The organism is Novosphingobium sp. KA1 (assembly GCF_017309955.1).
Lineage (GTDB): Bacteria > Pseudomonadota > Alphaproteobacteria > Sphingomonadales > Sphingomonadaceae > Novosphingobium.
In genome coordinates this window covers 212,629-237,029 of sequence record NZ_CP021248.1, presented here as the reverse complement: position 1 = coordinate 237,029, position 24,401 = coordinate 212,629, and the positions used below count along the sequence as shown (strand labels likewise).

21 protein-coding genes and 1 pseudogene are annotated in these 24,401 nt (G+C 67.6%); 6 read left to right on the top strand and 16 right to left on the bottom strand.

What is annotated here, in order from left to right; translation table 11 throughout:
- Window positions 1-11 precede the first annotated feature (11 nt).
- From CA833_RS18750 to CA833_RS18705, 10 genes are all read right to left on the bottom strand, one after another.
- Window positions 12-1,205, bottom strand: a complete 1,194-nt coding sequence (locus CA833_RS18750) for a hypothetical protein (protein ID WP_207080782.1) — start codon at window positions 1,203-1,205, stop codon at window positions 12-14.
- A gap of 60 nt (window positions 1,206-1,265) precedes the next feature.
- Window positions 1,266-2,420 carry a glycosyltransferase gene (locus CA833_RS18745; protein WP_207080781.1) on the bottom strand — a complete coding sequence of 385 codons (1,155 nt, stop codon included), beginning with the start codon at window positions 2,418-2,420 and terminating at the stop codon, window positions 1,266-1,268.
- 3 nt (window positions 2,421-2,423) lie between these two features.
- Window positions 2,424-2,954, bottom strand: coding sequence for a DUF2141 domain-containing protein (locus CA833_RS18740; protein ID WP_207080780.1), 531 nt, complete (start codon window positions 2,952-2,954; stop codon window positions 2,424-2,426).
- Window positions 2,948-3,853 (bottom strand): hypothetical protein, encoded by a 906-nt coding sequence (locus CA833_RS18735; RefSeq protein WP_207080779.1) that lies wholly within the window; start codon window positions 3,851-3,853, stop codon window positions 2,948-2,950. Before CA833_RS18735 ends, CA833_RS18740 begins: the two co-directional genes overlap by 7 nt.
- A gap of 70 nt (window positions 3,854-3,923) precedes the next feature.
- Window positions 3,924-5,093, bottom strand: coding sequence for a glycosyltransferase (locus tag CA833_RS18730; RefSeq protein WP_008828753.1), 1,170 nt, complete (start codon window positions 5,091-5,093; stop codon window positions 3,924-3,926).
- Window positions 5,094-5,145: 52 nt separating this feature from the next.
- On the bottom strand, window positions 5,146-5,892 hold the full coding sequence (locus CA833_RS18725) for a DUF2334 domain-containing protein (protein WP_207080778.1): 747 nt from the start codon (window positions 5,890-5,892) through the stop codon (window positions 5,146-5,148).
- Entirely contained in the window at window positions 5,879-8,254 is a 2,376-nt protein-coding gene (locus CA833_RS18720; protein WP_228222235.1) for a TonB-dependent receptor, read from the bottom strand. The genes CA833_RS18725 and CA833_RS18720 overlap by 14 nt, the downstream gene beginning before the upstream one ends.
- On the bottom strand, window positions 8,232-9,179 hold the full coding sequence (locus CA833_RS18715; RefSeq protein ID WP_207080777.1) for a FecR domain-containing protein: 948 nt from the start codon (window positions 9,177-9,179) through the stop codon (window positions 8,232-8,234). Before CA833_RS18715 ends, CA833_RS18720 begins: the two co-directional genes overlap by 23 nt.
- Window positions 9,163-9,786 (bottom strand): RNA polymerase sigma factor, encoded by a 624-nt coding sequence (locus CA833_RS18710; protein ID WP_207080776.1) that lies wholly within the window; start codon window positions 9,784-9,786, stop codon window positions 9,163-9,165. Before CA833_RS18710 ends, CA833_RS18715 begins: the two co-directional genes overlap by 17 nt.
- 90 nt (window positions 9,787-9,876) lie before the next feature.
- The gene (locus CA833_RS18705) at window positions 9,877-10,575 is read right to left on the bottom strand and encodes a hypothetical protein (protein WP_207080775.1); all 699 of its coding nucleotides are present in this window, start codon (window positions 10,573-10,575) and stop codon (window positions 9,877-9,879) included.
- 165 nt (window positions 10,576-10,740) lie between these two features.
- On the opposite strand from CA833_RS18705, the gene CA833_RS18700 reads away from it, so the two are divergent.
- The gene (locus CA833_RS18700) at window positions 10,741-11,745 is read left to right on the top strand and encodes an endonuclease/exonuclease/phosphatase family protein (protein ID WP_207080774.1); all 1,005 of its coding nucleotides are present in this window, start codon (window positions 10,741-10,743) and stop codon (window positions 11,743-11,745) included.
- A gap of 49 nt (window positions 11,746-11,794) precedes the next feature.
- Here CA833_RS18700 and CA833_RS18695 read toward each other — a convergent pair whose 3' ends face one another.
- The 6 genes and pseudogenes from CA833_RS18695 to CA833_RS18670 all read right to left on the bottom strand — a co-directional run.
- Window positions 11,795-13,141, bottom strand: coding sequence for an ATP-binding protein (locus CA833_RS18695; protein WP_207080773.1), 1,347 nt, complete (start codon window positions 13,139-13,141; stop codon window positions 11,795-11,797).
- A gap of 13 nt (window positions 13,142-13,154) precedes the next feature.
- Window positions 13,155-13,829, bottom strand: coding sequence for a response regulator transcription factor (locus CA833_RS18690; protein WP_207080772.1), 675 nt, complete (start codon window positions 13,827-13,829; stop codon window positions 13,155-13,157).
- Between the two features lie 9 nt (window positions 13,830-13,838).
- Complete coding sequence (locus tag CA833_RS18685) at window positions 13,839-15,221, bottom strand: efflux transporter outer membrane subunit (protein WP_207080771.1); 1,383 nt, start codon at window positions 15,219-15,221, stop codon at window positions 13,839-13,841.
- Complete coding sequence (locus tag CA833_RS18680; RefSeq protein WP_207080770.1) at window positions 15,218-18,319, bottom strand: efflux RND transporter permease subunit; 3,102 nt, start codon at window positions 18,317-18,319, stop codon at window positions 15,218-15,220. Before CA833_RS18680 ends, CA833_RS18685 begins: the two co-directional genes overlap by 4 nt.
- Window positions 18,319-19,299, bottom strand: coding sequence for an efflux RND transporter periplasmic adaptor subunit (locus CA833_RS18675; protein ID WP_207080769.1), 981 nt, complete (start codon window positions 19,297-19,299; stop codon window positions 18,319-18,321). The genes CA833_RS18680 and CA833_RS18675 overlap by 1 nt, the downstream gene beginning before the upstream one ends.
- Window positions 19,300-19,402: 103 nt before the next feature.
- Window positions 19,403-19,558: pseudogene (locus tag CA833_RS18670) on the bottom strand (Tn3 family transposase); the annotation flags it as partial.
- A 797-nt stretch (window positions 19,559-20,355) separates the two neighbouring features.
- On the opposite strand from CA833_RS18670, the gene CA833_RS18660 reads away from it, so the two are divergent.
- The 5 genes from CA833_RS18660 (at window position 20,356) to CA833_RS18640 (ending at window position 24,358) form a co-directional block, all read left to right on the top strand.
- Entirely contained in the window at window positions 20,356-20,613 is a 258-nt protein-coding gene (locus tag CA833_RS18660; RefSeq protein ID WP_133085133.1) for an EF-hand domain-containing protein, read from the top strand.
- A 119-nt stretch (window positions 20,614-20,732) separates the two neighbouring features.
- Window positions 20,733-21,455, top strand: coding sequence for a response regulator (locus tag CA833_RS18655; RefSeq protein ID WP_133085132.1), 723 nt, complete (start codon window positions 20,733-20,735; stop codon window positions 21,453-21,455).
- Between the two features lie 2 nt (window positions 21,456-21,457).
- Window positions 21,458-22,804 (top strand): ATP-binding protein, encoded by a 1,347-nt coding sequence (locus tag CA833_RS18650; RefSeq protein WP_133085131.1) that lies wholly within the window; start codon window positions 21,458-21,460, stop codon window positions 22,802-22,804.
- Between the two features lie 104 nt (window positions 22,805-22,908).
- Window positions 22,909-23,460: an RcnB family protein gene (locus CA833_RS18645; protein ID WP_133085130.1), complete on the top strand. Its 552-nt coding sequence runs from the start codon at window positions 22,909-22,911 to the stop codon at window positions 23,458-23,460.
- 124 nt (window positions 23,461-23,584) lie between these two features.
- A complete protein-coding gene (locus tag CA833_RS18640) occupies window positions 23,585-24,358 on the top strand; it encodes a hypothetical protein (protein WP_133085129.1) in 774 nt (257 codons plus the stop codon).
- Window positions 24,359-24,401: the final 43 nt, after the last annotated feature.

Genomic DNA, 24,401 nt, shown 5'->3' with positions numbered 1-24,401 from the left:
AGTCTTTGTACTCACGCCGGAACGAGCTTGAGATGGCGGTTATCCCGGCGGCGCCGTTCCGCGAAAGCCGCTACGGCATTCGCGGCACGAATGGAAGACGGGGTGTCCTGGAGATCGAAGCTCTGCGCGAACAGGTCCTGCTGCACGGTACGGTAACGGGTCGCGTGAAGCTCTTCGGCCCGCTCCAGCGCCTGTGGCAATTCTTCGGGCCGGGTGATGACCTCCCCGGCCGTCCAGTGCCGGAAGTTGGGGTCGCCATGCCACTCGTGGCCATGGGTGTTCAGGAAGATGCAGGGCCGCGGCCGCAGCAGGAATTCGTAGACCTGGCTGCTCGCGTCGCCGAGATAGACGTCGGCCGAGAGAGTGTAGCTCATGTCGGTCGATGCCCGGCTGCCGAGATCGACCTTGATGTTGTCGCCGCGCAGGAAACGGGGCGGTATCTCTCCCGCCCGATCGACCGTCAGCCTGTCGATCGTCACTACGTATTGCCGCTGGAACAGCATCACGTGCGGGGCGAACAGCAACCCTTGGTCGGCGCGTCCCAGGAACTGCTCGAAGACGCCGTGGCCGTGGCGATACCATGAAGACAGGTGCGGCGACGGGTGGGGGTTGTAGAGCACGACCTGCTCCACGGTGGGAAGAAAGCTGACCTGCCGGGTTTCGCGGACCAGATCGAACTTGGGGTAGCCGACGATGGTGATCGCCTCGGGGGCCATCCCGGCTTCCTGAACAAGCCGGTCGCGGATCTTGGGGCCTGAGCACAGCACATGGTCGAAGCAGGCGCTGGCCTTGTTGAAACCGATGGCCCTGTCGCCGGCGCCGTGCCGGGTGTGAACGATGCCGAGGTTGGTGAGACCGTATCGCTTCTTGAGGATCAGCGAGGTCTTCTCCGCCACCACCAGTACGTCAAGACCACGGAAAAACGCCAGATTGTCCCGATATATCAGCAGCTTTCCGGCTGGCACCACTTTGCCGAGCAGTGCATCCACCCGCCGCGACAGCGGGGACGGTTCGAGTTCAACATGTTCGATGGTCGAGCCGATATGTGCGCCGCCGATGCGCCGCACCTCGGCCGCCAGCGCCGCGTTCGTCGTGGCGACCACGATCTTCCCGCCGAAGCCGATCTCGACGAGGGCCATTGCGATCGGAAGACTATGGGCGACCTGGTGTATCTGGTCGTGGTTGAACAGGAATCCGATGCGCATAGTCGCTTGACTCCGCGACCTGCGAAGACCCGCACCCCATCCGTCACAATTTTTTCGACGTCACGCGGCCCTGACGCTGCGGCGCAGTTCCCCGTAAGCGGCGAAAAGCCCCTCGAAATGCTGGAGGTTGCTGACGACCTTGCGTTGGCCTTGCGGGATTTGCGGGCTCTCGCAGAATTTCACGATCGCATTCGCCAGCGAGAAACGGTTGCCGGCCTTGAAGGTCAGCCCGCCGCCGTTCAGCGCATGATCGGCAGCGCCCCCCGCATCGGGCACGATCACGGTTGTTCCGCTGGCCCGTGCTTCGGCGCCGACCATGCAGAAGGTCTCGGCCTCGCAGCCGTGGACGACGGCATCGGCGCTCGCCAGGATTGCGGCGAAGGCAAAGCGATCGCGCTCGGGCTCGAACAGGCGGACGTGCGGATTGCCGGCGATAGCGCTGCGGATCGCGCGCTTCTCGCGGCCTTCGCCGAACAGGACCAGGCCCACCGGCACTTGCGCACTCGCCGCGACGACCGCATCCACCACCATCGGCCAGCGCTTTTCCGGCGCCAGCCTGCCCGCCGCCACCAGCAGTCGGGCATTCGGATCAAGGCCGCACAGGGCCAGAAGCCGTGCCCGCAGTTCCGGATCACGTCGCTCGGGCGTGAAAACGCCGGTTTCGACGCCGAGCGGATGAACGCGTACACCGGACACTCCGCCCGCACGAAGCCGGCCCGCAAGGTCGTGGTTGGCGCAGACGGTCATGTCGAACGCCACGCCGAGTTCGCGCAAGTGATCCCAATAGCGCTCGAACCCGCGATCGATACGGGAGCGCGCGAGGAACGGCTCAAACCAGCGATAGGCGTAGGCGGACAGCGGATCGGCGTGCATCACCAGGCTGCGGCGCGCGTTGCCCTGCCAGCGGGCCACCATGGCCGGACTGCGCCAGGGCGACGAGACCTCCACCACATCGGGTTTCTGCGCATCCAGTGCGGCATGCAGCGCGGCCTCGTCGGCGAAGTAGCCGTACTTGCGGTCCAGCGGGAAGCGCGGGGACGGCAACGTGACGATCGATGCGCCGGGGCCGCGCTCGACGATCGCATGTTCCTCGCCCGGGACGATGACGACGATCTCGTGGCCGAGTTGCGGCCCGATCCGCAGCTTCTGCTCGATATAGGTACGCACCCCGCCGCCCTGGGGGCTGTAAAAGGCGCAGACATCGACGATTTTCAAGGCTCAGCCCTTTCGCTTGAGCGGCGCGACGCCCAGGCCGCTGCGATAGTTCATCAAGATGGACAGCAGTGTCGGCCCGGCACCGGTTGTCACTGCAACCCTGGCCGCCTTCGGCTTGCTCCAGCCCAGCTTCGGGTTTCCGGAGAAGCCGATGCCATCGACGGTCCATCCGAACTTGCGATTGCCATCCCTGTCATGCAGCAGCGAGACCGCATATGTGCCCGGTCCCGGAACACGGATGCACAAGCGGACACTTCCTGTCTGCGGAACCGGCACCTCGACCCGTCGGAAAACCTTTCCGGCGTTGAGCAGGACGTTATCGTCCGCCAGGAAGTCTTCGTCGTTGGCGGGATAGACTTCCAGCTTCAGGGAGCCCTGCCGGTCCTTCAGTCCCTCGACATCGACAAGCAGCGACGGCCCCTGCTCATCCCGGCGGCATTGCCCTTCCTTCTTGCCCAGGTCAGGCGAAGAGGGGAGCGCCGCCGCGCCGAGCAGCAGCGCAGTCACAAGCAGCGACGTGGCGCGGATCACCATGCGTCGACGGCTCGGCGCAGCAGGTCGGACATCACCAGACCGAGCCCCAGGACAAGGTGCACCAGCAGGATCGCCGAGGCCATCATCGTCATGAGTGCGGCGATGTCGGTCTCGTGGCCGAGCGTGAAGACGGCAAGCCCTGCGAAGACCACGTCCTTGTTCGGGATGAACGGCAGGCGCGAGATCAGCAGGCGCATCGTCGCCAGCAGCAGCCACCACATCGCCGGGACCGAGGGGAGCACCATGTGCCACAGCACCGCCGAGAGGATCGTCGTGATGACGATGCGCCACAGATGCATGATGGTGATGTACCAGAGCGCATCGCGGTCCAGCGAGAATATCCGGCGCCGGAACGCCATCGCCAGGATCGACGTCGCCAGCACTACCGACAGCGAAAGCATGACCGCGCGGTTCTCGAAACCGATGGTGGACGAGCCGAGGAACGGCCACAGCACCACCAGCAGGACGAGCGTGACCCCGTTGCCCGCCATGGCGGAGAGGATCGACACGTCCTTGATCGCCCCGAACGGCGCCGCAGTCATGGCGCTGCGCTGGCGCGCCCAGGCATAGAAATAGGCCTCCCCCAGATAGCCGAGCAGAAGTTCGTTGCACACCAGCTTGCGCAGCAGCGCCGCGAAACCTTCCACGGGGAGCTGCCACAAGCGGCGATAGATGAACCACTCGCTGCCGGGACCGGCGAGATAGCTGAGCGCGAAGACGATCCAGAAGCCCGGATCGCGAGGGACCATGGACAGGATCCGCACCGTGTCCATGCCGCGCAGCTCGAGGACCACCCCAAGCGCGATCAGGATCGAGAACAGGACCGGCAACAGCGCAGTCCGGCGCTTCCACGATAGCGTATCCTGCGCGCGAAGCAGGACGTTCGGTCGTTCCGCCATTGAAAGAGAAGGGGGCTGAAGCACAAGGAATTCCTTGAGAGTGAACGGGATATCCAGGGGAAGTTCGCGATTATCGCAGCGTTGGCGAGGCCATCAGGACCCGCATATGTCTGGCCGAAGCAATGGCCCGCCGCATGGTCGTCACGTAGGCTCCGGCAGCGATCTCGACAGTAAAGCGGTGCGAATACTCGCGCTGCATCGGGCCGGGCCGCGGAAGCTCGTCCGCATGCGCAATTTCCCGCGCCATCGCGTCGATGTCCCCGACCGGCACCAGCGTGGCGCGCACCCCTCGTCCGGCCAGTTCCTTCATGCTGGAGGAACAGTCGGTGGCGACGATCTGAAGCCCGGCGGCGATCGCTTCCAGGACGACGGCCGGCACGCCCTCGTAGTTCGAGGAAAGCAGAAGGCAGTCGGCGTCCCGCAGATAAGGGTCGGGATCAATCACATGGCCGCGAAAGCGCACCTTTTCCTCGATCGCCAGACCGCGCACGAGCGCTTCGAGTTGCGCCCGTTCCGGCCCGTCGCCCACGATCGTGAGTTCGTCGCCCGGCCTGAAGCCGGCGGCGAAGGCCCGCAGCATGACTTCGAGGTTCTTCTGGGGCACGAGACGCGAAAGCGCCAGGAAGCGATAGCGATGGCGGCTCCTCTGAATGCGGGGGATCGCCAAGAGACGGTCATAGCGCGCCTCGGTGAGCGCCGGATCGTGGATGGTCGTGACACGATGTGCCCCCACTGACATGGATTGGACGATCTCGCCGTGCATGGGTTCGGCCAGCGCCACGAACCGGTCCAGAGTCATCCCCTGCACCCGCAACCACAACTGGTAGACGCGCCGCCGGAAGATCGACTTGTCGCGCCGCACGAGGTCGTTGCTCACCTTGCTCACGATGGGCGGGCAGCGCTCGCCCAGCAGAAGGCGGGCGGCGACGCAGACGATCGCGTATGTGTTGCCGGGGCAGAAGATCACGTCCACCCGCTCGCGGGAAAGATGCAGGAAGAAGCACCAGATCATCCAGAGCGTCTCGAACCGCGCGGTCGGCACGCGGCTCGAGACGATCCGGTAGTCGAGGTGCGCGCTGACGCGCCCCCGATCCGAGCCTTCGTCCCGTCCCAGGACGATGGACACCTGGTGGCCGGTCTGCTGCCAGCGTTCAGCCAGATTGAGAGCCACACGCTCGACCCCACCGGGTTCGAAGCTGTGGATGGGTATTGCGATCCGCAAGGGCTCCGTCATGCCCATGGGACTCCGCGCCCCGACAGGACCCGCACTCCCCGGTGCGGGGATATGCAAATTATTTCAGGAGGTCGGCGTAGCGGCCCGGGACATGGCGACGGGAGAAAGCCCGCAAGGTGGCATCGATGCTGGCGACGATCGAGGCCTTGGTCACGTCCCCGGGGTGGACCGCCAGCCGCAAGGTCCGCAGCGGCTGCAGCGCCGGCCGCGCCAACGCCGCGAAGGCCAGCGAGGACGCCGTGCGCATCGTGCTGCGCGATGCCCAGGTGACTACCGGTCCGCGCGCCAGCGGCTTGTCCTCTTGCCCCGGTCGCCACACGCGCATGTGGTCCTCGGCCAGAGCAAAGCCGCATTCACCCAGCGCCTGCATCGCGCCCGGACCGTAGAGCCAGGCGGGCGCGATGAAACCGGCGGCCGGTTTGCCGATGATGTCCTCGACCAGCGCCTTGCCGTCGCGCATGCGCTGCAGGGCCTCGGCATGGGAAAGGCCCAGGAACTCCCCCTCGCCCGCCGTCATGTGCCGCGCCTTCAGGCTGGCCGCGCCCTTGTGCTCGGCGGTATCGCGGTGGAACCAGCCATGCACGAACATCTCCACCCCGCTGTCCGCCCAGGCACGCAGCCGGGCCTGGAACCCGCGCGCCTCGGCAAGCGGAGCACGGCCCCAGTGATCGGGCACCACCAGCATGGCATAACGCGCCGGGCCGAGCCGCGCCTCGATCAGGTCGGCAAGCCGGTCCACCTGGCTTTCGAAGCAGGGCGCGACGTCGTGGATCGAGGCCAGCAGGCGCTTCTCAGAAACTTGCATCGAAACCTATCCTGATCGAGCGCGGACGCATCGGCGTCTGCTGCAGTCCGTCCGCGACGGAGAAGGGATTGCCAAAGGCGAATGTATTCGCACGGGTATTGAGCAGGTTGTCGAGGTCCAGCGCCAAGCCCCATTTGCCGAAGCCCAGTCGCGCGCCCGTCGATACGTCGTAGTAGCGCCCCTGCCCCAGCGCGAAAGGCGCGCGGATCGCGAGCTTGGAATGACCGACATAACGTACCGCTGCGTCGAGCGTGATCCGCGCCCATGACAATTCCCGGTCGTACTTGGTCGCCATGCGCCAGCCTTCGTCGGCGATGTTGGGCAAGTCGCGGTCGGTGGCGTCGGCAAAGGCGGCCGCCGGTTTGGACAAATCGCTGGAATTGAGGAAGCCCGCCGCTTCGAACGACAGATGGTCCTGAGCGCGCCATGCCAGCGAAAACGCCACGTTCTTCACACGGCCGGAACCGATGTTGGCGATATAGGGCAGCCCGTCCAGGCCCACGAGATCAGCCTGCACGTCCCGCCACTGCGCCAACGAGAACGCAAGGCTTCCCGAGAGGCGGGCATCCTTCTCCATCCCGAAACGAACGCCCGCCTCGACGGTGCGGATACGGTCGGCCCCGAAACGCTCGGCGCTCTGCGAGTTGGAGGAACCCGTCACTTGCAGCCCGCCGGGACGATAGCCCTGCTGAAAACGGCCATAGACGAGCAGTCCGGGCCGCGCCGTCCACGAAATCGCGGCAGAGGGAAGGAACCGCTTCTGGGTGCGTACGGGCTCGAAATCCTCGGAGGCCATCTGCCCGATGAACTGGCTCGTCTGCCGCACGTAGCTCAGCCGTCCGCCTGCGGTCAGCACGAGCGTTTTCGTGATCGGCACCCCGACTTCCCCGAACCCGGCCAGGTCGAGCGTCGTGTTCGAAAGGCTGGTGAGCAGGTCCGGCGAGCCGGGCGTGCCCATGCTGCGCACGACCCGGTCGTCGTTGTGCACGACGCCGAACCCGGCCAGCCAGGTCCCCGATCCGCCCCAACTGCCCGACAATCTCGTCTCGTGGGACAGGAGGTGCACGGTGATCTCCTCGGTGAACTCGGTCGGCAATGCGGCTCCGCCAGGCGTCGCGTCGAACGTGGAATCGATCGTGTGATCGGCGTAGCCGGTGGAGGACACCAACTGCACCGCGCCCCAGTCCCGCCGCACCGTGAGGTCGGCGAGTCGATAGTCGTTGTCGAACGGTTGCGCGATCGCGGACCGGCGGGTCAGGTCCGGCTCACCCCGCAAGGTGTATTGCCCGTCGCGAGAGGCGATGTCCTGGCTGAGGACCGACAGGTCGACGGTCCACGCCACGTCCGGCTGCCAGCGCAAACCGGCGCGGAAGCCCGTGGTCTTGTTGCGGTTGATGTCGCGCAAGCCCCGCTCGACATCGTCGATATAGCCGCCGTCAACGGTTTCGTAGGCAACTGCGCGCAGCGCCAGCTTGCCCCGCGCGAGCACGAGATTGCCGGTCACCGCCCCGTCGCCGCCCGGCGCACCGTCCTGCGTCAGGCGAACGCCTGCGGACACGTCGAAGGTATCGGATTGCAGGTCGGGCGCGTTGGGCACCAGCCGGATGATGCCGCCCAGCGTCCCCGCACCGTAGAGCGTGCCTTGCGGCCCTTCGAGCACTTCGACGCGGGCGATGTCGTAAAGCGCCAGATCGGGATCGGGCGCACTGTAGATCAGACGCGTTTCGCCCAGGTACTGGCTGATCGTCGCCTGACTGGAACCGTTGAAGCTGCTGTCGGCGATCCCGCGAATGAACACCTTGTTGCGGCCCGGCCCCAGGTTCGTGGAGGAAAGCTGGGGCAGCTTGCCGAGGATGAAGCCGGTGCCCTTGCCACCGGCGCGCGCAAGCTCCGTCCGCTCGGGCGCGACGACCGAGATACTGGCAGGGTAGTCGAGCAGCCCAAGGCGCTGCTTGGTCGCGGTGACGACGATGTCGGGGCCGGAACCCTCCGCAGGCGGGGATGGGCGCGGGGGGCGGGGAGTGCTTTTGCGCGGGGCCGGGGCCTGCCGCACCAGCTTCACGGTCCGGGCATCGACGAAGACGAAACCGTAGCCACTGCCCGCAAGCAGCACGGCCAGCGCCTGCTCCGTGTCATAGCGCCCCCTGATCCCGCGCGTACGCAGGGTATCGAGGCGGCTGTCCCCGATCGCGATCGAGATACCCGCCTGCTCCGACAGCACGATCAGTGCGTCCGACAGCCGCCCGGCCGGAACCGAGAACTGCTGCGCGGGCCGCGCCTGAACCGATACGGGAAGCGCCAGAGCAACCGCCGTTGCCAGGCTTGCGCGCGCCCATCTCCTACCGCGTAATCGACCAACCATCGGCAGTTGCCGTCACCTTCAAACCAAGCAGAGTGCCGACGCGCTTTTGGAGGGAGACGTCATCGCCATCAAGCTGAATGACGCCGGAAAAACGACGATGCGAAATATCCGAACCCAGTTCGACGGCAATGCCCCGCGCGCGGGTGATATCCGCCGCGACCTCAACCATCGGTGCATCGTGATAGACCAGCCGTCCGCGTGTCCAGCCGCCGATCTCCGCCGCCGGCTTCGAACCTTCGACGATGTTGCCGCTCCCCGCATCGAGCGTATCCCCGGCATTCAGGCGCAGACGAGTCATACCGTCCTCGAAGCGCACCGCGCCTTCGGCCACTTCGACCCGCAGCACGTCCTTGCCACTGCGCACGTTGAATACGGTGCCCACATCGACGATGCGCTGGTCACCGACCGACAGCGTGAAGGGCCGCGCGGCGTCATGACTAACGGTGAACTGCGCCTCACCGCCCTTGAGCGTGGCGACCCGAGGATCGGACTTGTCCAGCACGATCTCCGTCCCGCCGTTAAGGACGATACGCGTGCCGTCGGACAGCGCGAAAGTCCGGGTCTCTCCAGGTGCGGTACGCACCGAATAATCGCTCGACAGAAGGCCGGAACCGGCCCAGGTGCCCAGCGCTGCGAAAGCGACGGAAGCGGCCATTGCAGGCCACATCCAGCGGCGTGCGGGGCGCAGCTGCGCCATCTCCGGGAACGGATCGACCTCGACTTCAGCGGGCGCTTCGCGGGCGATCTCCACCGCCGGCTCCAGCGCCAGGTCGGCGTCGCAGACGGCTTCGTAGATGTCGTTGTGGCGCGGATCGGCTTCGAGCCAGTCGGCGAAACCGCCCCAGTCCGCGTCCGAACCGTCAGTCAGGCGCAAGTGCCAGGCGATCGCTGCATCGCGCATGGTCTGTTCAGCGAGCGGCTGCATCGGTGCCTCCTGCAGTGTCGAGGACTGTCCCGCCTGCACCGGTCGGCGGCATCGCCTCCGGGTTCAGACGATTGCGGATTTCCAGTACGGCGCCATAGGCGCGCTGGAGATGTTTTTCGACCGCGCTCAGGCTGATGCCGAGATCGCGCGCGATCTCCTTCTGCGACACGCCTTCGATGCGGTATTGCCGGAAGACGTAGGCCGTGCGTTCCGGCAGCTTTGCCAGCCGCGCTTCCACGCGAGCCAGATGATCGCGGGCGAGCAGCGTCGTCTCCTGGTCTGGAGCGAGATCCGCCATCTCGATATCCGTCGCAGCCAGGCCGGACGGCGCACCGAGCCAGTCCGCATCGCGAGCCTGCTGCCGCGCTTCGGTACGGCGGCGGGTATGCGCCATGTTGTTGAGCATCTGGTAGAGATAGGCCCGCGGCGAGCGTACCGGTCCGGTCACACTCGTCTCCACCCGGAGAAACAGGTCCTGCAACAGGTCATCGACGTCCGTCTCGCTGACACGGCGCGCCAGCAGGAACCGGCGCAGTTCGGGCCGCAGCGTCAGGCACAACTGGCGCAGGCCGGCATCGACCGGAACTTCGTGGCCATCGGATGTCATTGCCCGTCCAGCCTTGGCAAATGCAGTCTCCCCTCCAAGGCGGAGCAGACCCTTACGCGAACGAGCCGCCGGTGTCATCATCGCGCCCATTCAGAACATCGACGTCAGGGTAAGCCCGACTTCGCTCGCATGGCGCATTCCCGTTCCGGCGCCGACCGCGCGGCGGCCCTCGCGAGCCTCCAGCATCAGCCAGGTGCGCGCGTCGTCACCCCCGTCGCTCAGGTTCATCCGCAAGGCGGCGCGCACACCGCGTGCCGCCGCCGGTTCGCCGTTGCCCATCCGTATCACATCGAGGTCCATCTGCCGGCCACCCCAGCCGCCCTGCCGGAACCATCCGGTCGAGACCGACCACTGGCCGCGATGATCCCAGGTCACCTGCGCCGATGCGTAGCCCGCCGTCGATTTCGCGGGAAGCACCGCGGGAGACATGCTGCGACGCCCCGCCTTGCCGATATCGGCGCGTAGTCCGACGGTGTCCCCGTCGCCCACGGCGTGCCATGCGCGCAGCCCTGCCTGATGATCGCTGAAATGATCGCCCGACGCGCAGCAGTCCACGTCGCCATCGCGTGAGGATCGCAGGGACAGGTAGTCGAAGCTCCAGCCCGCATCTCCGCCATCGACCGCCAGACTGACGGCCTTCCCGCGATCCACGACGCCGCGATCGTGCCCGCTCCAGCGCACTTGTTCAGGCAGCAGCGAGACCGCGCGGGCACCGTGCATCTTTGCAGAGCGTGCCTCCGCACCGGTCGGCGCAGCCGCCGCCGCCACCAGCACGCAAAATAGACTCAAGGTTCCGGTTCCGCGCATCCGCGCCGCTTCCCTTCCGTTGCTGTCCGACAAACCCGGGACAATGCTGGGACTCCGTCGCCTGCAGGGAACCGCACATCGAATTTCGAAGGTGCGGGTCACGCCGGACCGCGGGGTCTACTGCGTGAACCTGTGGGAGTATCTCGCGTGAAGCGCCTGCGCATGTTGACCGTCGCCACCCTGGCGGGAATCCTCGCCCTGAACTTGTCCCTGCCTTCCCCCGCCGCCGTCTCGCCCGAGCCGGTGCACGCCCGTCCGCATGTGGCGGGCACGCTTTCGGTCATGACCTACAACGTGAAGGGACTGCCCTTTCCCGCCGCTTACGGCCGCGCGGACAAACTTGCCGAAATCGGGCAGCGGCTCGGATACCTGCGCCGTGCCGGAGTGCAGCCGCACGTCGTCCTGCTTCAGGAAGCCTTCATTCCGGAGGCCAAGGCCATCGCCCGGGCCGCCGGTTATGCCCATGTCGCGCTGGGGCCGCAGATCGCGGACGTGGGGACCGCACCTGTCGATCTCGCCGGGGGCGCTTCCTGGTTCAAGGGAGAAAGCCTCGGCAAATGGGTGGACAGCGGGCTCGTGATCCTGTCCGACTATCCCATCATCCGCACGCGCAAGATGGCGTTTCCCGCCGACATGTGCGCGGGCTTCGACTGCCTTGCCGCCAAGGGCGTGCTGCTTGCGTGGATCAAGGTGCCGGGCCACGACACCCCCGTCGCCATCGCCGACACGCATCTCAACTCGCGCAAGGCGTCCGGTGTCGATGTGAATCGCGCCAACACGGCCTACGGGCTGCAAGTCGCCGCCGCGCGGCAATTCATCCGCGCCAACGTGCCTGCCGACGCGGGCATCATCTTCGGCGGGGATTTCAACCTCGGCCATGACCCCCGCCGTATCGCGGCCGAGGCGGCCCAGGGCGGCATCGTCCCCGGCGCGCGCGAAGCGACGGCGCTGGCGAACGCGATCGATACCACGGGGATGACCTCGCGTGACCGTACCGCGATTCTTTCGCGCGCCAAGGACAAGCAGTATTTCCGCGCAGGCGCCGACGACGGACTGGTCCTGCGCGATCTGGAAGTACCGTTCGGGATCGACAACGGCGGCAACCGATTGTCGGACCATCTGGGTTTCATCGCCAGCTACGCGGTTCGCTGAAGCCTCGCCGATGCCCGTCGAACTGGAAGAATAGTCTGCATCCGAGAGATCATCCCCGGATCCTGATCTCGACGGCGAAGCCGTGCCGATCGTCGAGGATCCGGGCGTCGCCGCCATGGGCCAAGGCGATCGCCCGTACCATCGCCAGCCCAAGCCCGTGGCCCGGCGTCGAGCGCGCCGATTCCGCGCGGGCGAAGCGGTCGAACAGGCGGGCTCTGTGCTGCACCGGCACCCCCGGCCCGTCGTCCGCGACGGTCACCTTCACCCCGTCCGTCACCCGTTCGCCGCTGATCGTGACGTCGGTGCCCACTGGGGTATGCCGCAAGGCGTTGTCGAGCAGGTTCGCAAGGGCCTGATCGAGAAGGCGCCGGTCGCCTTCGGCCTGCATTTCCTGCGCAAGAACCAGATGCAACGACCGCCCGCTATCCTCGAAGTCGGGCCGATAGCTCTCCGCCATCCTTTCGAGCAATGTGGAGAGGTCGAGGTGTTCGCGCGGCAACCGTTCGCTCATGCCCTCGATCTCGGCGATGCGCAGCAGGGCGGCGAAGATCTCCAGCAGTTCGGCTGCCTGTGCGCGGGCACTGTCGAGCCGTTCCGATCGGACCTGCTCATCGCTCTCCTGCGCCGCCTGATCGAGACTTGAACACAGGCGGGTCAGAGGCGTGCGCAAGTCATGGGCGACGTCGCTGGAAACTTGCCGCAGGTTCTCCATCAGCCCCTCGATACGGTCCAGCATCGCGTTGAGCGTGCCCGCGAGCCGGTCGAATTCGCTGCCCGATCCGTCGCGCGGAACGCGCCGGGCAAAGTCGCCCCCGATGATCGCCCGTGCGGTCGCGTCGATACGTTCGAGCCGGTGTTGTGTCAGCCAGCCGATGATCCCGGCGGCAACCGCGCCGACCACCAGCAAGGCCGCAAGGGCCGCCGCGAACAGGGAACCCAGCGTCCGGTCGATCTCATCAAGGCCCGAACGGTCGGCCGCTACCACGAGCGTGCCTCCCGCCACTTTCGTCGTCAGCGCCTGCGCGATGCCGTCTTCGGATGCCCCGGGCTTGCGATAGTGCAGGAACTCCTCGAACCCGGCCTTCGAAGGCACTTGCGCCTGCATCTGTCCCGCAACCCGCGTTCCGGCATCGTCCACCAGCAGGTAGTCGAGGCTCGCGGTGGACCGGGACGCCTCGCGCCGCGCGATGGCGGAGGCGATCGCGGGCAGTCCGCGCCTGTGCGCCTCGGCGAGCAGACCCGCGGTTTCGGCGGAAATGCGGTGATCGAGCTGCTGCTCCAGCGCTTCGTGCGTGACTTCATACGAGATCGCGCCGATCGCCACGATCGCCAGCGCGAAGACGAGGCCGACGATGGCGACAAGCCCGGTCGTCGTCTTCCACGCCTTGCCCAGCATCACAGCTCCCACGTCACCCGGCCCGCATCATGTAGCCCGAGCCGCGCACGGTCTCGATCGCGTCCTCCTCGAACCCGGCGTTGAGCTTGGAGCGCAGGCGGCTCATGTGCGTGTCGACGATGTTGGTCTTGGGATCGAAGTCGAAATCCCACACCCGCTCCAGCAGCATCGTGCGCGTCACCACCCGGCGCGGGTTGCGCATCAGTTCGGCCAGCAGACTGAATTCGCGCGGTTGCAGGGCCACCCGCTTGCCGCCGCGCTCGACCGTGCGGCTGTCGAGGTCCAGCACGATGTCGCCGACGCTGAGCCGCCGCGCCTCGATCCGGGCATGGGTGCGCCGCCCCAGCGCATTGATCCGCGCGCTCAGCTCGGAGAAGGCGAAGGGCTTGACGAGATAGTCGTCCGCGCCCGCCTCCAGCCCGTTCACCCGGTCGGCGATGCTGCCCAGCGCGGTGAGCATAAGCACCGGCGTCGCATCCCCGGTCGCCCGCAGCGCCTTGAGCAGTGACAGCCCGTCGAGCCCCGGCAGCATCCGGTCCACGACGACCACGTCGAACCCGCCACCGGCGGCATGGTACAACCCCTCGGTCCCGTCCGAAGCGAGCATGACGGCGTGGCCCGCCTCCTCCAGCCCCTTGGCGATGAAGCGCAGGGTGTCTTGGTCATCTTCGACGATCAGGATTCGCATCAGGCCAGCCTAGCGCGCCTGTGCCCCGCCGCGCCAGCCACCTCCGAGCGCGCGGAACAGCGTGACCTCGGCCTGCGCCAGCGCCATGTCGCTCTGCACCCGGGCGAGCCGGGCGGTGGCGAGGGTGCGCTCCGCATCGACCTGCAGCAATCCCGCAGCATCGCCGTAGCGCACGCGCGCGGCGGTGCGCCGCGCATAATCCTGCGCCTGGCTCTGCGCTTCGGCAAGGTCGCGGTTGCGGCGCATCTCCGCCTCATAGCTGGCGAGCCCGGTCTCGACCTCGCGCAGAGCCCTGAGCATGGCGACGTCCCAACCGGCCAGCGCTGCCTGTTCGGACGCGCGGGCCTGCGCCATCTTCGCGCGCGCCGGGGCCATGTTGGGGAATGCCCAGCTGATCAGCGGCGAAGCGACCGCATCGAACCCGCCCGCCAGCAGGCCGAGCGCGCCGCCGAGATTGACCCGGGGGTAGAAGTCCGCCCGGGCCACGCCGACGCGGGCACTGGCGGTGGCCAGCTTGCGCTCCGCCTCGCGCACGTCGGGGCGGCGCAGCAGCAGCGCGGTGCCGTCGCCGACGGGCAGCGCCCCTTTCAGACGCGGCGCCGCCTCGCAGGCCAGCGCGAACCCGCGCGCTTCTGCAGGAGGGCGCCCCTGCAACGTGGCGATGCGGTAGAGTGCGTTCATCCGCTGCGCCTCGAAAGGCGCGATAGCCGCGCGCGTCGATGCCGACAGGGCCGCGACTTGCGAGACTTCGAGCGGCGAGACTTCGCCTGCGGCCAGTTGCTCCTTCACCAGCGCCACCGAGCGCTCTTGCGCGGCGGCGACCGACTTGGCCTCGGCCGTCGCGCGGGTCGCGGCACAGAATTCGACATAGGCCTGCACGGTATCGGCAACCACCGCCACCTGGACGCCGTCGAGCGCAGCGGCCTGCGCCTCGGCATCGGCGCGCGCGGCAAGAGCACCCGAGCGCAGGCGGCCGAACAGGTCGATATCCCAGCTCGCGGTGGCGGCGATGTCCCAGTCGCTGGCGGAGACCGAGGCGGCGCTCGGCTGATTGCTGGGGTTGTCCAGCGTCAGCGCGCTTTCCACCGTGGTCGTCGGCAGGCGCGCGGCCCGGGCCTGTCGCAAGGCCGCGCGGGCACCGTCGAGGTTGGCGTAGGCGACGCGCAAGTCGGCGTTGGCGGCAAGGCTGGCCATGACCAGCGCGTCGAGCTGCGGATCGTCGTAGAGGCGCCACCAGTCTTCCGGCACCGGCGCGATCGAGGCGACCGGAACCTCCGCGAAAGCACCGCCCGCAGCTTGCGGAATCACGGTCTTCGGCGGCATCCCCGCGCCCATGCAGGCGGACAAGGCAAGCGCCAGCAGCGGCGCGGCGAGCGAAATGCGGCGCGTCATGCCGGCACCTCCTGAACCTGCGCGGGCGGCGTGCGCTTCTCCTCCCCGTAGCGCGCATATAGCGCGGGCATCAGGAACAGGTTGAGCACGGTAGAGGAGATCAGGCCGCCGAGGATGACGATCGCCATCGGGTGCTCGATCTCGTGCCCCGGCGCATTGCCCGCGACGATCAGCGGCACCAGCGCCAGCCCCGCGCAGGCCGCCGTCATCAGGATCGGCACCAGCCGCTCTTCCGCCCCGCGCAGGACGAGGTCGCGGCCGAACGCCATCCCCTCCTCGCGCTCCAGATGGCGATAGTGCGACAGCAGCATGATCCCGTTGCGCGCGGCGATGCCGATCACGGTGACGAAGCCGACCAGCGAGCCGAGCGAGAGCACCCCGCCCGTCAGCGCCACCGCGACGACCCCGCCGACGAGTGCGAACGGCAGGCTGACGCCCACCAGCGCAGTGATCCGGCGCGAGCGGAACTCGATCCACACCAGCAGCAGCACGCCGATCAGGCACAGCGCCCCCGTGGTCCAGAGCCGCTGGCGCGATTCCTTCAGCGCGGCATATTCGCCCAGCACTTCGGGGTGATAGCCGCTGACGAAAGGCACTTTGGCGACCGCCGCCTCGACCCCGCGCGCCACCGTGCCGAGGTCCGCGCCCGAAACATTGAGCGTCACGTCAAGGCGCCGCTGGCCGTTCTCCCGCTTCACTTCGTTGGGCGCGGGCACCACTTCGATGTCGGCGATGTCGGCGAGGCGCACGGGCGCACCGGCAGGCGACTGGATCATCAGGTCGCGCAGCGCGTGGATATTGCCGCGCACCTCGGGCTCGCCCCATAGCGCGACGTCGAAGGCGCGCTGGTCGCGGTATATCTCGCCGACCTTCTGCTGCGCCACCAGCGTCTGCGCCTGACGGCGCACCTCGCCTGCGGTCAGACCGAACCGCCCCAGATCCTCGGGACGCGGACGGATGCGTAGCTGGGCGACCAGCACCTGGCTCTCCAGCTTGAGGTCCGCGACGCCGGGAATGCCGGAAACCGCATCGCGCACGCGCTGCCCGGCGGCGCGCAATTCCTCCTGCTCCGGGCCGTAGATGCGCACCACCACGGTGGCCCCGGCGCCGGTGAGCACTTCCTTGATGCGCTCGCGCAAGTACGTCAGCACGTCACGGAACAGGCCGGGATAGCCGTCGACCACTTCCTTGATCCTGGCGACCGAGCCGTCGTAGTCGGCTTTCTCGTCAAGGCTGATCCACAGTTCGGTGAAGTTGGGGCCGACGACCTCGTCGGCCTGCTCGGCGCGGCCGATGTGCGCGCCGAAATTGCGCACGCCGGGGATGGAGCGCAGTTCCTTCGACGCGCGGATGGTGATCCGGTCCATCGCCTCGATCGAGGTGCCCGGCTTCTCGACGAAGTGCATCAGGAAGTCGGTCTCGCGAAAGTCGGGCAGGAACTGGTCCTTGAAGGTCATGTAGCCCAGCCCCGAGAGCAGCAGGCCGCCCGCCACCACGCCGATCGCCGCCTTGGGGCGCACCACCGCACGCGGCAGGATGCGGGCGTAGCGGCCCTTGAGCCAGCCGACGAAGCGCGTGTCGCGCTCCTCGGTCAGCGGCGCCCGGGGCAGGAGCAGCAGGCACATCGCCGGGGTCACCGTCAACGCCACCAGCAGCGAGGCCCCGATCGCCAGCACGTAGGCGATCGCCAGCGGCTGGAAGAACGTCCCCGCCAGCCCGCCGAGGAAGAAGATCGGCAGGAACACCAGCATGACGATGAGCGAGGCGAAGACCACCGCCGAGCGCACCTCCAGCGAGGCGGCGAGGACCACCTCGAAGGCCGGCTTCGGATGCGCCGTCTCGCGGTTGAGGCGCAGGCGGCGGGCGATGTTCTCGACGTCGATGATGGCATCGTCCACCACTTCGCCCAGCGCGATGACGAGGCCGGCGATCACCATGACGTTGATCGTCGCCCCGCTCCACAGCAGCACCAGCCCGGCGCCCAGAAGCGACAGGGGAATCGCCGTCAGGCTGATGACCGCCTGCCGCCAGTCGCGCGTGAACAGGAACAGCACCGCCGCCACCAGCGCGCAGCCGATCAGCAGGGCGCGGGTCAGGTTGTCTATCGAGCGTTCGATGAAGGTGGCCGGGCGGAAGATCGTGGTGTCGATCTTCACGTCGGTCAGGCCCGGCTTCAGTTCGGCGATGGCGGCCTCGACCGCGCGGGTCATTTCCAGCGTGTTGGCGGTCGGCTGTTTCTCGACGATCAGCATGATGCCGGGCACGTCGTCGATGATCGCGTTGCCGATCGGCGGCGCATGGCCGTCCACCACGCGAGCGACATCGGACAGGCGGACCGGCGCATCGCCGGACTGCCTGACGATCGCCTGACCCAGCTGGGCCGCGTCCTGCACCATGCCCGCCTGCTGCACGGCGATGCGCTGGTTCGGGGTATCGACGAAGCCGCCCCCGCCCACCAGCACCGCATCGCCCGCAGCGGCGCGCACTTCGGCAAGGGTCACGCCTGAGGCGCGCAGACGGTCGGGATCGACGAGCACCTGCAGCTGCCGGTCGCGCTGGCCCCAGACCGCCACGTTGGCGACGCCGGGCACGGCCATCAGGCGGGGCCGGATCGTCCAGCGCACCAGTTCGGACAGCTTCATCTGGTCGAGCCTGGTGGAAATGAGCCCGATCTTCATCGCCCGGCTGGTCGAGGACAGCGGCGGCATCAGCACCGGCTGTCGGGCCGCCAGCGGCAGGCGCGCCTGCACTTGCGCGATACGCTCGCCGACGATCTGCCGCGCACGCATGACGTCGGTGCCGCGATCGAACAGGATCTGGACTGACGACAGGCCGAGCACCGACTTGGAGCGCAGCGTCATCAGGTCCGGCACCCCGTTCACCGCAGTCTCGATCGGCACGGTGACGAGGCTTTCGACTTCCTCGGTGGAAAGGCCGGGCGCCTCGGTCTGGATCTCGACCATGGGCGGGGCGAATTCGGGGAACACGTCGAGCGGGACATCGCGCCCGGCGCGGATGCCGAGGACCACCAGCAGCGCCGCAAGGGCGAGCACGAGGACGCGCTGGACCAGCGCGAAGCGAACGAGACCGGCCAGCATCAGTGCGCCGCCCCGAACTCGGTGCCGAAGAGTTCCGCAGTGCCGACGGTCACGACCAGCGCCCCGGCCTTGAGCCCGCGCGCGAGCAGCGCCTGGCCGCTGCTTTCCGAGGCGACCTCCACGCGCTGGCGCACGAAAGTATCGGCGCCGGTCTTCTGGTAGACCCATTCGCCGCCGTAGATGTCACGCACGATGGCCGAGGACGGGACTGAAAGGCCCTGCGTGCGCCCGGCCAGAGGCAGTTCGACCGCGACGCGCTGACCGACGCGCAACGCGCGGTCGCCGTTGTTCACGGCATAATAGAGATCGACGGTGCCCGCCACGCTGTCGGCGGAGGGCGGCGCCTGGACCGGGCGTGCACTCCTGCCTTCTCCGTTCCCGCCGAGCGGGCGGATCATGGCCTCGCTCCCGCGCAGCACCGCGCCGACGTCGCTGGCGAAGACCGATGCGCGAACCCAGAGCGTCGATTGGGTGCCGAGCGTCGCGACCGCCGGGCCGAGCAGCCTGCGCTGCTGGCGCGCGGCGCCGAGCGCGGCCTGCGCGGCGGCATGGGCGGCAGCGGCCTCGTCACGGGCGCGCACACTTCCGGCTTCCTCACGCACGAGTGCCTCGGCGCGGGTCAGGGCAATGCGGGCGAGCCGGGCCTGTGCCTCGGTGCGCGCCACTTCGCCGTCGGCCACCGCCTGCTGCGATCCGATCTGCTGCAGGTTGGTGAGCGAATTGGTGGGCACGCCGCCCGCGCTCGTCGGCGGCACGACGATCTCGCCGGTCACCTGCCGCATCTGCGCGGCCGAGCCGCCGCCGACCGTCGTGGTCTCGATCCCCAAGCGCTGCTGCGCCTTGGGCGTCAGGGTGAGTTTCAGGAGTTCGGCTTCGTTCGCGATCAGCTCCGCATGGGCGGGCGGCGTGGACGGCTTGGATGCCGTTTGACCGCAGGCAGACACGGCGAGAGGCAGGATCAGGAGAGCAAGATGGCGCATGCTCAGGGCGCTAGCAGACACACATTGGGCGATTCTGGAGGCAACCATACAAAATCCCAATGTTCGTAAAGGGGTCGGTTCCGGCTGAGGGCGGACTGACACCCTAAGCACTGGCGTCCTTGGGCCAAAGGTACTCGCCGGTGAGCAGGGTGTGTGCCCATCCGAGCGGCGAAATGTGAGCGAGAAGGTGGGCGGGCGTATCGAGTCCTTTCCGGCGTCGGACGTCGACGGCATCGCCAAGGTGCAAGGTGTTCCAGTAACCGCCTGACTGCAGAGTTCGTCGCTGCTGGATTGATCCGACTCATTCGAAGGTGAGCGCTACTTCGCCAATCGCCCCTATCACGTCGTGCAGACGCCTGAAGAAGACACCGGTCAAGCCGGCTACATCTTTACAACGCAGGTCGCCTACCGACCAACGTTAGTCGTTCGCGGGCCCAGAAAGGCCGATGATGCCGAAAGCTGCCGGTCATTTGCGTGACCTCATGTTCAGATTCCAGCTCGTTCCTTGATAGCTCGGCGAACGCTGCAATCCTGCGATCTCGGGTTTGCTACCGGCTACATTGACGATGCTGGGGATCAACGTTTAATGGTAGCGATCTCGCGTGGCCTTCTCGAGGATGGGGTCAAGGAGTGATACCGAGCGCGGGCAGCACCAGCACGTCGATCATCCCGACATGCTTGGTGCCAGTTCCGCCAGCGTCAGGTCGCCACGGATCGCCTCGACCGCCACCTTCGCCTTGAAATCCGCGCTGTAGCGCTTCCTCGTCGTGGTCATTCACGTACCAATCCTTCAGGTCGGGAGTAGCATAACACCCTGCCCAGAAAACCGGGACCACCTCACTCAGCGGGTGGCAGATCAATGGGCCGCCTTCCTTGAATACAGCTTGAGCGAACTTCCGTCGGTCTGGTGCGAAATCTTTCGCAAAGATCGCGAAACACGCCTTCAACGCCCGGCTGCACAAACTGTTACAAGGACGAACATTCGTGCCCAATGCGCAGTGAACCGCGCGGCTATTGGATACTCAGCTCGATTACGGGCTCATCTGGAGTGACACGATGAAACTGAAACTGACATTGCTGATACTGGGAGCGAGCCTGCCGTTCGCCGCCGCCCATGCGCAGGACCCCGCTGCAGCCGACAAGGCTCGCGACGCCTTCATGAAGGTCGACACCAACTCCGACGGCGCCCTCGACCTCGCGGAATGGAAGGCCGCCGGACGACGCGAGCGGGGCTTCACGATGATCGACGCCAACAAGGACGGCAAGGTCACGCCCGAGGAACTGCGCGCCGCCATGGCCAAGTACGGCAAATAAGCCCACGTGCCACCCGCCACCGAGATGCAGAGCATGATCCGGTTGAACCGACCGGATCATGCTCTAGCATGAAGGACTTACGACGCCGGCTCGGCTGAACTCCACAAGGTCAGGACCCCATGGAATCCGAAGGAACGATCGCCATCATCGAGGACGACGTCGCCATTCGCGACCTGGTCGCCGAAGTCCTCAGGGCCAACGGCTTCGTGGTGGAAGGCTATGGCGATGCCGCCGCCTTCTTCCGCCAGGCGGACGTGCCCTCGCTCGACTGCCTGATCCTCGACCTGATGCTGCCGGGCGAAAGCGGGCTTTCGATCTGCCAGACGCTGCGCGTCAAGGTTCCGCAGTTGCCGATCCTGATGGTCACTGCCAAGGGCGACGACATCGACCGCATCATCGGCCTCGAATGCGGTGCCGACGATTACCTGCCCAAGCCTTTCAACTCGCGCGAACTGCTGGCGCGCTTGCGCGCGATCCTGCGCCGGACCAAGGCGCCCGGGCAGGCGGTCGAGAGCCCCGGGGCGGAGCTCTATCGCTTCGCCGGCTGGACTCTCGCCGTGGATTCGCGCGACCTGATCGACCCGGACGGTCGCCCCGTCACGCTCAGCACAGGCGAGTTCGACCTGCTCCATGCGCTCGTGATGCATCCCCGCCGCGTGCTGAGCCGCGACCTGCTGCTCGACATGACGCGCGGTCGCATGGCGACACCCTACGACCGGGCGATCGACGTGCAGCTCAGCCGGTTGCGCCGCAAGTTGGGTGACGATCCGCGCGAACCCGTGATGATCCGCACCGTGCGTGGCGACGGCTATCTGTTCGCGCCCAGCGTGCTGAAGATCTGACGATGCGCTGGCTGCGTCCGGTCGACGGCCTGCGGGTACGGGTGGGCCTGATCGTCCTCGTCCACCTGATCGTAGTCGGCCTGACGATCACGATCATTTCCAGCAAGCAGAACCAGCCGGACGCCGAGCTGTTCCGTCTGGTGCCGGCCGAAGACGCCCGGGCCATCGCTCTCGCCGTCGAAGCGACCCCGCCTGCCGCGCGCGAAGCGGTGCTGCGCGGGCTGAGCGTGAACACCACGCTGGTCATGCTGGGTGACGGCCTGCCGCGCGGGGACAACACCCACCCCGATCTGCGGGAAGCCAATGCCGCCTATCGCGCGGCCCTGCAGGGGCGCCCGTTCCACGTCGACTTTCCGCCCGATGCGCGGCTGACCGACCTGGGCCGGGGCCGCCAGTACTCCGCGAGCCCGATCCGCTTGCGTGTGCGCTTGAACGACGGCACCGTCCTTATCATCGAGCGCACCACGCCGCCAGCGATCGCCGGCTTCGTGATGAGCCTTAACGCCATCCTGATCGGCGTCTCGGCGGCGAGCGTGCTTGTCGTCGTCCTGATCGCGGGGCTGACCACGCGCCCGCTCTCCCGCCTGGCCCGCGCGCTCCAGAACGACGAGGCCAGCCTGTCCGCCCCGGACCTTCCGGTGACCGGCGCGCACGAAATCCAGCAACTCTCGATCGCCTTTAACGACATGCGCCGCCGCCTGCGCGACTTGGTGGAAGAACGGACCGGCTTCCTCGCGGCGGTCGCGCATGATTATCGCACCTATCTCACCCGGTTGGAGCTTCGCGCCGACTACATCGGCGACCCGCGCCAGCGCGCGCTGGCGATGGCCGACCTCGGCGAGATGAGCGCCCTGCTCGACGATACCCTGACGTTCGCACGCGTTTCCGCGACCCCGCCGCGCCCGGTCCACGAGACGACCGACATCGCCGCCATGATCGGCTCGGTTCTGGAAGCACGCGCGCTCCAGGGCGAGGACGTCACCGCCACGTCGCCGCCGCCGACCGGTCTTGCCGTGCGCATCGACCCGCTGGCGATGCAGCGCATCCTCGCGAACCTCGTCGACAATGCGGTGCGGTATGGCGGGCAGGCCCGCCTGTCCGTCCGCGAACGCCAGGGCCGCATCGAGATCCGCGTGGACGACGATGGACCGGGCGTGCCCGAAGCGGACCTCAAGGACCTGACCCGCCCGTTCCACCGGCTCGACCATTCGCGCGCGCGCCACACCGGCGGGGCCGGGCTCGGGCTTGCGATCGTCGATGCGCTCGCCCAGCAGAATGGCGGGACGCTGACGCTCGGCAATCGCGACGGGGGCGGCTTCAGCGCCTCGGTGGACTTGCCCGCCGCCTGACCGGCGCCCGGAGACGGCGGGCGTTACACGGTGTTACCATCCGCAGATCACCTTGTTGCGCAGCGACGGCAATCTTCTCCAGGTAGCCAACCGGAGAAGTCCCGATGCCAAGATCGTCCTGGTCCATTGCCATGAAGCACGCGGCGTTGCGGGCAGGCAGCCTCGCCGTCCTGACAGTGTCGATGCTGGCCCTCTCGCCCGCCACCGCCGATGACCATCGCCCGCCGCCGCACGGCCACACCCCGCCGCCGGGGCACGGTCATCCGCCGCCGCCCGGGCATGGCCATCCGCCGCCGGTATACGTCCGCCCGCCGGTGACCGTGGTGCGGCCCGCTCCACCGGTGCGCTGGTATCCGGGCAATCCCGGCTGGTGGCACGGGCATCCCGATTTCGTCGGCTATGTCGGTGTCCGGCGCGGATACTATTTCGCGCCCGGCTATGGCTATTACCCCGTCGCCAGCGCCTATTATGGCCGCGTCTGGGTCGTGGGAGCCGTCCTGCCGGTGGAACTGCGGCGCTATTACGTCGTCAACCCGGCCTATTACGGACTGGCCGTGGCGCCCGCAGGACACGCCTGGATCTACGCTAACGGCAGCATCGTGCTGGCATCGCGCACCACCGGCGTGATCGTGCGAACCGTTCCGCGAGTCTGGTAGACCTGTTCGGTTTCGGCGCGCCTTCCACCCCCCGCCCCCGCCTCGGGCGCGCCGGTGCGGCGCGGCAGCCTTCCCCCAGGGCATGTCGCGCCGCACACCCCCCTCTTCACAATGGTGTCACCTCATGAAGCATGTCGTTTCCGCGGCCATCCTGACGCTGGCCGCAAACCCCGCCCTCGCGGCCTCGCCGCCGAGCCTCTATCCGGTAAGCGTAGGCCACGAGACCGCCCGCTTCACGCGCGGCGTGCCGACCGTAGACCTGCAGACCCCCGACGGCGCGGTCCAGATAACCCCGCGCCCCATCGAGAACGGCGCCCTCGTCTTCGACATCGCGGTCTACAACCGGGGCAACGCTCCCGCCAATATCGGCGTCGAGAACGTCAGCGTCTCGCTCGGATACCAGCCGATCGCCGTGCAGAGCCGCGATGCGCTGGCCGAGGCTGCCGAAAGCAAGGCTCGCCGCGCCCGGATCGGCACCGTGCTCGTCGCAGGCACGCTGGCTGCGGTCTCTGCCTCGTCGAGCGGCGAGCGCTACGCCTATCACGGCCATGTCGCGACCCCGCGCGGCGTGGTCTCGCGCACCATCGTGTGGGAGGACAACAGCGCCGGGCAGGCGGGCGCGGCGATGGCGATCTCCGGCGGCGCAATGGCCATGGGCTCGATCCAGCAGCGGCTCGACTACACGATGCAGCAGATCGACGGACAGATCCTGCAGACCACCACGGTCGACCCCGAGGCCAGCTTCGGCGGCCGGATCGTGACCGCCGCCCTGCCGCGCTCCGCAGCAGGGCAAGACGTGCGCGTCACGGTGCGCTGGAACGGCCGCGACTATCCTTTCGCATTCCGCCTGCTCGCCCCCGGCGAGGTGCCGCCGCCGTTCGAGCACGCCGGGAGGTAGCGGCTCCGGGGCGTTACAAGCTGTTACAAGGCACTCATCGCCT